General features: G+C 35.4%; 10 protein-coding genes. 3 read left to right on the top strand and 7 right to left on the bottom strand.

The genetic code is table 11. From position 1 onward, the window contains the following. Window positions 1-464 precede the first annotated feature (464 nt). Genes CD118_RS02315 through CD118_RS02290 form a run of 6 tightly spaced genes read right to left on the bottom strand, consistent with a single transcriptional unit; the run spans window position 465 to window position 6380 of the window. A complete protein-coding gene (locus CD118_RS02315) occupies window positions 465-2297 on the bottom strand; it encodes a monovalent cation:proton antiporter family protein (RefSeq protein WP_060830158.1) in 1833 nt (610 codons plus the stop codon). Window positions 2298-2307: 10 nt separating this feature from the next. Continuing rightward, complete coding sequence (mgtE, locus tag CD118_RS02310) at window positions 2308-3699, bottom strand: magnesium transporter (protein ID WP_215727798.1); 1392 nt, start codon at window positions 3697-3699, stop codon at window positions 2308-2310. A 12-nt stretch (window positions 3700-3711) separates the two neighbouring features. Continuing rightward, window positions 3712-4566 (bottom strand): RluA family pseudouridine synthase, encoded by an 855-nt coding sequence (locus CD118_RS02305; RefSeq protein ID WP_060830159.1) that lies wholly within the window; start codon window positions 4564-4566, stop codon window positions 3712-3714. Next, the gene (locus CD118_RS02300; protein WP_016424660.1) at window positions 4563-5372 is read right to left on the bottom strand and encodes an NAD kinase; all 810 of its coding nucleotides are present in this window, start codon (window positions 5370-5372) and stop codon (window positions 4563-4565) included. Before CD118_RS02300 ends, CD118_RS02305 begins: the two co-directional genes overlap by 4 nt. Further along, window positions 5372-6016 (bottom strand): GTP diphosphokinase, encoded by a 645-nt coding sequence (gene yjbM, locus CD118_RS02295; protein ID WP_060830160.1) that lies wholly within the window; start codon window positions 6014-6016, stop codon window positions 5372-5374. The genes CD118_RS02300 and yjbM overlap by 1 nt, the downstream gene beginning before the upstream one ends. 16 nt (window positions 6017-6032) lie before the next feature. Then, window positions 6033-6380, bottom strand: coding sequence for a UPF0738 family protein (locus tag CD118_RS02290; RefSeq protein ID WP_050331446.1), 348 nt, complete (start codon window positions 6378-6380; stop codon window positions 6033-6035). 132 nt (window positions 6381-6512) lie between these two features. On the opposite strand from CD118_RS02290, the gene CD118_RS02285 reads away from it, so the two are divergent. The 3 genes from CD118_RS02285 to yjbH all read left to right on the top strand — a co-directional run bounded on the left by CD118_RS02285 (window position 6513) and on the right by yjbH (window position 8454). Further along, window positions 6513-7115, top strand: coding sequence for a CYTH domain-containing protein (locus CD118_RS02285; RefSeq protein ID WP_050331447.1), 603 nt, complete (start codon window positions 6513-6515; stop codon window positions 7113-7115). Between the two features lie 162 nt (window positions 7116-7277). Then, window positions 7278-7649, top strand: coding sequence for a truncated hemoglobin YjbI (locus tag CD118_RS02280; protein WP_016424656.1), 372 nt, complete (start codon window positions 7278-7280; stop codon window positions 7647-7649). 16 nt (window positions 7650-7665) lie between these two features. Then, a complete protein-coding gene (gene yjbH / locus CD118_RS02275) occupies window positions 7666-8454 on the top strand; it encodes a protease adaptor protein YjbH (RefSeq protein WP_016424655.1) in 789 nt (262 codons plus the stop codon). 472 nt (window positions 8455-8926) lie between these two features. Here yjbH and pepF read toward each other — a convergent pair whose 3' ends face one another. Next, complete coding sequence (gene pepF / locus CD118_RS02270; RefSeq protein WP_060830161.1) at window positions 8927-10735, bottom strand: oligoendopeptidase F; 1809 nt, start codon at window positions 10733-10735, stop codon at window positions 8927-8929. Window positions 10736-10804: the final 69 nt, after the last annotated feature.

The following is a 10804-nucleotide window of genomic DNA, read 5'->3' as shown; positions in this document are numbered from 1 at the left end:
GATCTTAGGTATTCTATCTTATTAATATAAATCAATGAATATAAAAATAATCAAAATACTTATACTCTATATACAAAATCCCTTGTTTGCTAATTAAAGGGATTTGTATTTTATATCTAAATGTTTATATAATTCGGTCCAGCCTATGTTGTTTTTTGCTTTTATCTCTTCTAAAGTATATTTCTTACTCATATATATTTCTGTTCTACTATGTACCATTTAAAATGCAAAAATTTTGTCATATCACTCCAAAACAGATACTCCTATGGAACAGAACGAGCCGAAGACTACAGGCTGAGGCTGTCTCCTCGGAAAGTAGAATTATTCAATACGAAGTTTTATCATAAAAAAGAAGCGCTAAGACGATTCTTATAATCAATCATCTAGCGCTATTTATTTTGGAATTGATCACAGCCTCAATGAAAATGAGACTGTGAGAACTGAGTCGTGTATAGCTTCGTAATTTAAAACATTTCCAATTCAATTTTAAGTTGATCAACGTACTCTTTCGTACCTGTAACAATAAGGCGATCGCCATATTGAAGTTGAGTATCCCCGTGCGGTACGATAGATTCATTATTGCGGATAATTCGTACAAAGATAATATCGCCACCAAATGGAAAGTTACGCAATTGCATTTGATCAAATGCATAATTGTACATTCCAATTTCATAAAGCGATGTTTCCACATTGCTTAATAAGTTCAGCATGTTTGGTGTTTCGATCATACCTTTTAATAAAATCTGATTACTTTGGAAATTACTGAACAACTCAATACCTTTACTACTTAATGTTTGTGCTTCATCACTCGCTTCAAGGCGACATATCACACGCTCTACGCCATGATCTTTTGCCATTAATGCGACGCGTCGGTTGATTTCATCATCATTAGTCGAACATACAACGATATCACTATCAAAAAGACCTAAACGTTCTAATATTGCAGGGTGATAATCTGCCATCTCAATCATCGTGATATCATCTGATAATGTGCGATGATCTGTTAAATCTTTTCGGTAATAAAGTGAAATCTGATATAACTGAGATCTTAAACCTTGTGCAATTGGAATAGAAAGTTGGTTTTTACCTATCATTGCGACTTTAATAGAACGTTGCATCTCATCTGGAATAGGTATAAGTTTTTTAAACACTATAGGTACAAAAACACATGTGATAACCGCACTTAAAACAAGGACACCCGAAGTTTCTTTACTAATCGTGCCCAGCTTTTCTGCGATTTTAGCTGCTGCAATGACGAGTGATAATGTTGAAGTCAGTAAAAAGGCAGATGCAATGGTTGTTTTCATATCAAACCATTTTTTAAGTAATAATACAGGAATCAGTTTTGAAATAATAAAGGCCCCTATTAACACAGGAATAATTAATAAAATCATAGGATCCTTAATCAAAGATGGAATATTTAAATCGACACCGACCATGATAAAAAATATTGGAATAAAGAATCCGTAACCAAATGAATCTAACTTCTCAACAAGATCTTGTGTCGGTCCTAATAAAGAAACGACAACACCCGCTAAGAAAGCCCCTAAAATATTTTCTGCGCCGACACCTTCAGCAAGTGCCACGAGTAAAATAATAAGCGCAAACACGGCACGAATACCAATTTGCGTCGTTCCATCCATCAGTTTTTGTAAAAATGGTGCTTTTTTGAACAATCCGCCTAAAAAGTAAAATACAACTGTAAAGACGACTAATATTCCTATAAGCCAAAGCGTTTCAGCACCTGATGCATGTACGGCCCCATAAACTGTGAGTAATAACATCGTCGCTAAATCTGCAAGCACAGCGACTAACAATATCAATTGTCCAATAGTCGTACTCATCAAGTTCATTTCTTTTAAAGTAGGAACGACAACACCAAGTGAAATGGTTGATATAATAATCACCATTAATAGCACATCATCAATAAGCCCCATCCATTTGAATGCGAATGCAAGAGCTATGGAGATAATCATGATAAGCATAAACACAGACAAAGCGATGCGTAAATGGTTCGGAACCTTTGCATCTTCTTTCTTTTTATTCGATTTATCTTTTTTAAATGTATTGAAATCAATTTCTAAACCACTTAAAAACATAAGAAAAATAAAACCTAATGTAGATAGAATGTTCAGTACTTCGTCACGATGAACAAGATTTAGAAATGAATTACCTATCACGATACCCATTAAAATTTCAGCTACGACGACAGGTAAAAATGAAATTTTCAATCTGTTAATCAATATTGGTGTAATCATAGCCGCAACTATGACAATGACTAGTGATACAAATTCCATGAGTACCCCCTTAGGTTAAAAATGACGTTGCTAATCCGAAATAGATTAACATACTTACTATATCATTAATTGTAGTAATAAAAGGTCCGCTTGCAACTGCAGGGTCAATGCCTATACGATTCATTACAAGTGGAATGACAGACCCAATCGTTGTTCCTACTGTCATCGCAATCGTTAAACTCGTTCCAACAATGAGGGCAAGATAAGGTTGTCCGTATAAAATGATAATAATAAAGCATAAACTCGTTGCGCAAGTAATACCTGTTAAGAAACCACTCCCGGATTCACGCAAGGCGAGTTTGATTTTACTTTTTTCTTTAATATCACCCGTGGAGATATTACGTACAGCTACGGCTAAAGACTGCGTTCCAGAATTCCCAGACATCCCGCTAATAATTGGTATAAAAGCAGCAAGTAAAGCCACTTTTTCAAGCGTTTCTTCAAAAGAACCTAAAATAGATGCTGTAATCATCCCTAAAACTGTTAAAATCAGCAACCAAGGCAACCGTTTAAATGCGGTTTGAAAAATCGAATCATCTGTAGAGTCAATGTCCGATACACCGGCTAAACGAGAGTAGTCTTCACTTGCCTCTTCATCCATAACGTCCACGATATCATCGATAGTAATAATCCCTAGTAAATGATTTTGATAATCGAGTACGGGCATAGCAATAAAGTCATAGTCTCTCATTGTCTGTGCGACGTCTTCTTGGTCATCAGCAACATTAGCACTGATGACACGCTCATTCATAATATCTTCAATATAAGTATCATTTTCAGCTATAATTAAATCCCTTAATGATAAGACACCGACAAGTTTTTTCTCTTCGTCTACAACAAATATCACGTAAATGGTTTCCGCATCTGGCGCTTGTTCTTTTACCCTCATTAACGCTTCGTGCACCGGGGTATTGATTGTCAAAGAAATAAATTCCGTTGTCATGATACCGCCGGCAGTATCTTCATCATAATGAAGTAACGCTTTAATTTCTTTAGCGTCCTCACGATTCATCAACATTAATAAGCTTGCAATTTTCTTTTTCGATAGCTGATTTAAAATATCTACCGCATTATCGTACGACATATGTTCAAGTACTTTACTCGCATAGGCCGCGTTCATTTCTTCAAATAAATCTTCATATTCTTCTTCATCAATTTCTAAACTCTCGAAAAACTCAGCCACTTCATCGGGAGATAAATATCGATACATTTTTTGACGTATATCGTCATCACTCACTTCAAAGTATTCACTTTGTTCATATGAGTGCAGTGCTAAAAATTCTTCTCTAAAACCATCAATATCCTCATTAGCTATTAAGTCATCCAACAAGTCTTTGTCGAATATTTCTTCGTCATCTAAAATGATTTGTTCATTTTCATTAGCCACATTTGCCACCTCCATCAATCCGTATATCTACAAAGTGGTTAAAACTTGCTCGAAGTTTGGATGTTGATTCCTGATGTTTATTTCTTTATTTGTCAATGGATGTACAAACCTGACTTCTGCGCATTTCAATAATTGTGTTTGATAAGTAGGGTGTGCTCCTCCATATAATGTATCCCCTACTAATGGTGCATTGATGTATTCGAAATGAACACGAATCTGATGCGTTCTACCCGTTTCAAGTTTAACACGGCACCATGTATAAGTCTTGAAATTTTTAATAGGTGCATAATATGTCAGTGCGGACTTACCGTCTTCAGAAACCATACGTTTAATAATGCTTTCTGTATCCCGAGCGATGGGTGCATCAATGAAACCATTTTGTTCTAGCACCCCATGACAAATACACTCATAGTATTTTTCAATCTCAATATGACTCATTAAATGATGCACATGACGTGACTTCGCAATAATAACAATTCCTGTTGTATTACGATCCAACCGTGTAACAACATGAGGGATGCCCCGTTCATTGTGTAGCTGCATATATGCTAAAACCTGTTCAACTAAACTTTCATGAGGATGTTCTCGTGAAGGTGCCGTATTTTGTTGTTGTGGCTTCACGACAACAAGTAGCCATTCATCCTCATACAAAATATCCAGCGGTGCTAGAAAAGGCTGAAGATACGGACTCGGAAGCTCTTTAGGAAGATGTACTTCTAAAGTATCATCACTTTGTAACGTATAACGTACAGTCTTCGGATCACCATTAACAAGTAAAGCGCCATTTTGTTTAATGGCGCTAATCGTCTTTTTAGAAAATTGTTGTGCATATAAGAATGACTTTAGTGTCATAGACGTTTGGATATGATATTTAAATATCACGATTCATCACCACTAGAAATAAATGAATCGTGAACACGTTTCCAGAATGGGAAAGGTCTAAAGCGTGCAAAACGAATCTTTTCGTTAGCAACACGGTATTGAATCGCATTAACATTTTTATGTTTAACACTCACATGATCAATGGTCGTTAAAATGCTATCGTGATTGACCGGTTTCACATGACATGTATGATGTTTAGGTAACACTAAGGGAGAGCCAACCGTACGGAAAACTCGGTTATTGATTGATGCAATTTCAGCAATTTGAATTGCTTCTAATGAAGGATGAATCAATGCACCGCCTAATGCTTTATTGTAAGCGGTCGAACCAGAAGGCGTAGAGATACATAACCCGTCCCCTCTAAATCGTTCAAAGTGTTGACCACGAATGTCTAAATCTACAACAAGCGTTGTTCCATTTTCCGTTTTCATAGTGGCTTCATTAAGCGCGAGGTAGCGTGTTTCATAACCTTTATCATTGTAGCGAATAACAATCTCTAGCAATGGATATTCAATGACTTGGAATTCAGAGTTATTAATCTCTATAATTAATTTTTCTACCTCATGTGGCAACCAATCCGCATAAAATCCGAGATGACCTGTATGTATCCCGACAAACGCACATCGAGACAGCATATGACTATAATGATGAAAAGCTTGTAATAAAGTTCCATCACCGCCTACTGAAATAACGATTTCAGGATTTTCTGGATCCTCGATCATTTTAAAATCTTCCATATGGCACATCATTTTATGTTTCAGTGCTTCAGATTTTGAATCTCCTTTAGATAATATAACGTAGCGCATCAATCCACCCCGCGATCCTCATGCTTGTTTGCACGTTTTTTCGAATAATATTTTTGAGCTTCTTGAATCTCTTCTTTAATTTCTGACATTTCTTCATCTAATAAGAAAGCGGCTTCAGCTGCACGTTCTAATCTCGTTTGAATTTCGGGTGGGTAATCCCCATCATATTTATAACGTAGCGTATGCTCAATCGTTGCCCAAAAATTCATGGCTAAAGTACGAATTTGAATCTCAGCTAAAATTGACTTTGAACCATCTAATGTTTCAATTGGGTACTCAATAATCACATGATATGAACGGTATCCACTTTGCTTAGTATTACTAATATAATCACGCTCTTCGATGACCTTAAAGTCTTGACGTTGACGTAGTAAATCAACCACAATGTCAATATCATCTACAAATTGACACATCATTCGTAAACCGGCAATATCATACATTTCTTCACGTAAACGATCGAATGGAATACCCCTTTTATTCGCTTTATCAATAATGCTCGTAATGGGTTTAACACGCCCTGTTACGAATTCGATTGGTGAATGATGTTCTGCAACTTCATATTGCTTTCTTAAGCCTTTCAGCTTTACTTTTAATTCGTCAATCGCTTGTTGATATGGTGCTAGAAAAATTTCCCATTGGTTCATCTCACTTCACTCCGCTTCATACGAGTTCAAATGTTTCTTCTACGGCAGTCACAAATTCTTTTCCATAATTGGAATTACCTTCTATGTTTTCTAATAAGTAGTCCAACTCAGGAGAAAATTGCGTTAACGTTAATTCATCGTTAATCACGACTTCTTTGCCCCGATGTTCATGAAGCATTGGCCAAGTTTCTTGTACAAACAATAAGTACGAGAACGAAGATCCATCATCTAATAAATAAACAAAGGCGTGACGATCACTATCAGCAAGCATTTGTCCCGCTTCAGTAAAACCTTTCGTAGGTTCATCCGTATAACATAAGATACGATTATCTTGAATTTTAACTTCGTTGACATAAATGCGCATATCTTTTCCTCCTCATCACGTAACATTTTAACATAATTTAACGTGACACTCATCGTTCAAAACAAACTCATGTGAATTACTTTCAAAACATCACATACTTCGGCATAATAAGTCAATAAGGAGTGATCATCAATGTCAATTGAACGAGAAATTGAATTTAAACAACGACTCAATAAAGCGCATTACGAGAAGATTAAGGCGCATTATTTTTCAAAGCAATCCCCTTTTAAGCAAGTTAATTATTACATTGATACACCAGACTTTCAAATTCAATCACAGAAAATGGCTTTAAGAATACGAGAAAAGCAAAACGCTTCTAATGAGATGACGTTGAAAGTGCCCGATCAAGTTGGTTTATTAGAACACAATGCACAAGTGACTTGGTCACCTAAACAAGATAAACGTGTCCCTGTTGATATCATTGACTCATCCATACAAGAAGTTCTCGAACTACGTCACGTAGCTGTGCAAGATCTACTAGTTCTAGGCGCATTAACAACCTATCGTCTTGAAACTGAAACAGCACACGGTTTACTTGTCTTAGACCATAGTACGTATTTAGATACTGAAGATTACGAACTAGAGTTTGAAGTATCAGATTTTGAAACAGGAAAACATGCATTTCATCAATTATTAGACCAATTACAATTAGAACCGGATACGCCAAAAAATAAAGTACAACGCTTTTTTGAATACAAAAAACATAATCAAAACATAAATAAGAAGAAAAGATGATTGTAAGTTATACAAGCGTTGTTTCATTCAATTGATGAAGAATCCATTCACAAAATTCAATAGTATGACATGTAAACAGTTTATGTACAAGTGTTTTTGCTTTGAAATGTAAAAATTCATGTTATCATTTATATATAATACGAAACTTGAGCGGTGATGAAGATGGCACAGACACCTTACGAAGTGATTGGGCAAGAAAAGTTATACGCCTTAATTGATCATTTCTATAGACTAGTAGAACAAGATAATAGAATTAATCATTTGTTTCCTGGCGATTTTGCAGAAACGGCACGCAAACAAAAACAGTTTCTAACGCAATTTCTAGGTGGACCGGACTTATATACGCAAGAACATGGGCATCCGATGTTAAGAATGCGTCACATGTCTTTTCCGATAGACCATCAAGCAAAAGCCGCATGGTTGGAAAACATGCACATTGCTATTACAGAAGCACAACTTCCGTATGGCGTGGGCGATTACTTGTATGAAAGACTAAGTTTAACTGCAAATCATATGGTCAATATAGAAAATTAATTGTAGGTGAAATAACATGACGAAAGAATTGAGAGCTATCGTGAATACTTGTCGTGAAGATTCAAATCTTTCACCTGTAAGTAAGATTGAAATTTACTCTTTTTTTGATCCATTTAGTATGGACAGCTTTAAACTTTCTGCGATTTTGTCAAAGTTACGCATTGAATACCATCAATATATTCGTATTCGTCATATATTAAACCCTTCTTTGCGTGTTTTAACAAAATGTCAAGCACAAAGCACTTCAGATCGGGATAACATTGCACTTGCATTTAAAGCTGCCGAATTACAAGGACGTGCACGTGCACATCGTTTTATGCATTTAATTCAAAATGAGATTATCCCCAAGCCCGACATTGTTACAGAAGAAATGATACGTAAATGTATAATTAATGCAGGTTTAGATTTAGACGTTTACAAAGATGATTTAAAGAACGGGCAGTTGCGTGAAAGTTTAAAAGTGGATCTCCATATCGCTCGAGAAATGGAAGTTGAACAAGCCCCTTCTCTTGTCTTTTTTAATGAAGATATTCAAGAAGAAGGTTTAAAAGTAGAAGGCCTGTACCCATATCATATCTATACGTATATTATTAATGAAATGATGGGAAGCCCTATCGAAAAATCTTTACCGCCGAATTTAGCTGATTATATTCAACAAAAACAGTTGGTGACAGAAGAAGAGTTATTGACAATTTATGAATGGCCAGAGAAAACTTTAAAAAAAGAATTAAAAAAATTAATGTTGCAACAGAAGATTACGAAAATGACTTATCCTGAGGGCGTCTTTTGGAAATCAAAGATGTAAATATGACTATTATTAATAAATGAAATGACACTAGACAAATTTGACGTTTATAGCTAGGAGCTATTAGGCGACAACACTTGTCTAGTGTTTGTTTTTGCTTCACGCTATCAGTGTTGATGACGCTTCATTTTGTCGATTGCTATCGCAAGACAGACTTTAACACTATCGGTGACGAACTCCTGAATAACGTTAACATGACACGCTCTTAGTTATTGAATATGTAATAAAGGCATAGTACAGAATTTAGAATAAGAACATAGCTAAAAAAGGACAAATAAAAAACGCCGTGTTTCGACACGGCGCTAAACAAAGGGGATGGGAGAAATTTTTCACTTCAAACAAAGGGGTATGTTTGTTATGTGATTAATTTCATGCTCATAATATAACACGAGTGTTATATGGTTTCAACCATTTAAGGACTAAAAATTAAAAATTTCACAAAACCGTCATATTGTAAACGAATTCATATCTATCAAGCTTTCATTAATTTTTCAAAGGCATCCAATTTTTGTTCAAAGACTTTACATGCATCCTCAATCGGTTGTGGTGTTGTCATATCTACACCAGCATTTTTTAAGATTTCAATTGGATAATTTGAACTTCCTTTTTTCAAAAATTCATTGATGTAACGTTCAACGGCTGGTTGACCTTCAGTTAAAATTTGGTGACTTAAACTTTGTGCAGCGCTATAACCTGTTGCGTACTGATAGACATAATAGTTCATATAGAAATGGGGGATTCTAGACCACTCTTTACTAATGTTTTCATCTGTTTCTACTGTGTCACCAAAGTATTGACGATTCAATGTAGCGTATTCTTCATTCATACGATTAGCTGTTAATGGCTCCCCTGCTTCCTCAATTTGATGAATTTTATGCTCAAACTCTGCAAACATCGTTTGACGGAAAAGCGTGGCTCTAAAGCGCTCTAATTCTTGGTTTAATAATAATAGACGGCGTTTATCATCAAGGTGTTTATCCATGTAATGGCTCATTAATGCTTCATTACATGTTGAAGCAACTTCAGCTACGAAAATAGAATAATCACTCATATTAGATGGTTGATTTTGACGGCTAAAATAACTATGCGCCGAATGACCGAACTCATGGACTAACGTGTACAAATCGGAAACAGTGTCAGACCAGTTCAATAAAATAAATGGATTCGTTTTATGTGCACCCGATGAGTAAGCACCTGAACGTTTCCCTTTATTTTCATATACATCTACCCAGCGATTGTTTAAGCCCTCTTTAATCACATTTAAATATTCTTCGCCCATTGGTTCCAAACCTTTTAACATCCAATCAACCGCTTCATTGTAAGGCATTTCGAACTTGATATCTTTAACCATTGGTGTATACATATCGTACATTTTTAAATCGTCTACACCTAACAATGATTTTCTTAATTTTGTATATCGATGTAATAACGGCAAATATTCATGGACTGTTTTCACGAGATTATCATAAACTTCTTCTGGAATATTGTTATTTCCTAAAGCTTGCGCACGGGCACTCTCATAATGATGTGATCGTGCATTAAATACGTGCTTTTTCACTTCCCCTGCTAGCGTAGCACCTAACGTATTGTTGTAGCTTCCATAGGCTTTATATACATTTTCAAAAGCAGATTTGCGTAGTACACGATCATCAGACTCTAAGTATTTAATAAATGTTCCTTGCGTTAATGGATGTTTTTGACCCTCTTTATCCGTAACGTCTTCAAAAGTAAGGTCTGCATTATCAAACATACTAAATACATTGCCTGGCGTTGATAGCGCATCTTGAGCCTCAGTTAATAATTTTTCTTGCTCAGCATCTAAAATGTGTGGACGTTTTTCATTGATTAATTGTAAATCAAATTCAAAACGCTTCAAACCTTCATGAGAGGCAACATAAGATTCAATTGTTTTCTCATCTATTTGAAGTAATTCAGGTACTAAAAAGCTCCAAGCTGAACTTATTTTAATTGCTAATTGATGTGCACGTGCTTCAAAACCAGTATATTGATCGTTTGCTGTATCTTGGTCTTGCTTTAAATGTGCATAGACGTATACAGATTCAAGTTCAGTTTCAATTTCATCTTCGAGTAATAAAGCTTGATATAATGTTTCGGCATCATCACCTAAGTGACCTTTATATTGAGTTTCTTTTCCTAAATAGCTTTCAACTGTTTTAAATGCTTCTTCCCAAGCTTCATCACTTTCAAAAATAGTTGTTAAATCCCATGAGTATTCAGGATATTTTTGTTCTTGTTGTTCTCTTGTGAGCTGTTGTGACATTATTTTTCCTCCTCTTGGCGTTAATATTAATCTTATTTTCTCATTTTTCTTACAATAATGCACACTATT

Origin of the sequence: Staphylococcus coagulans (assembly GCF_002901995.1) — a bacterium.
In the GTDB taxonomy this organism is placed as follows: domain Bacteria; phylum Bacillota; class Bacilli; order Staphylococcales; family Staphylococcaceae; genus Staphylococcus; species Staphylococcus coagulans.
This window is presented reverse-complemented; position numbering and strand designations above follow the sequence as displayed.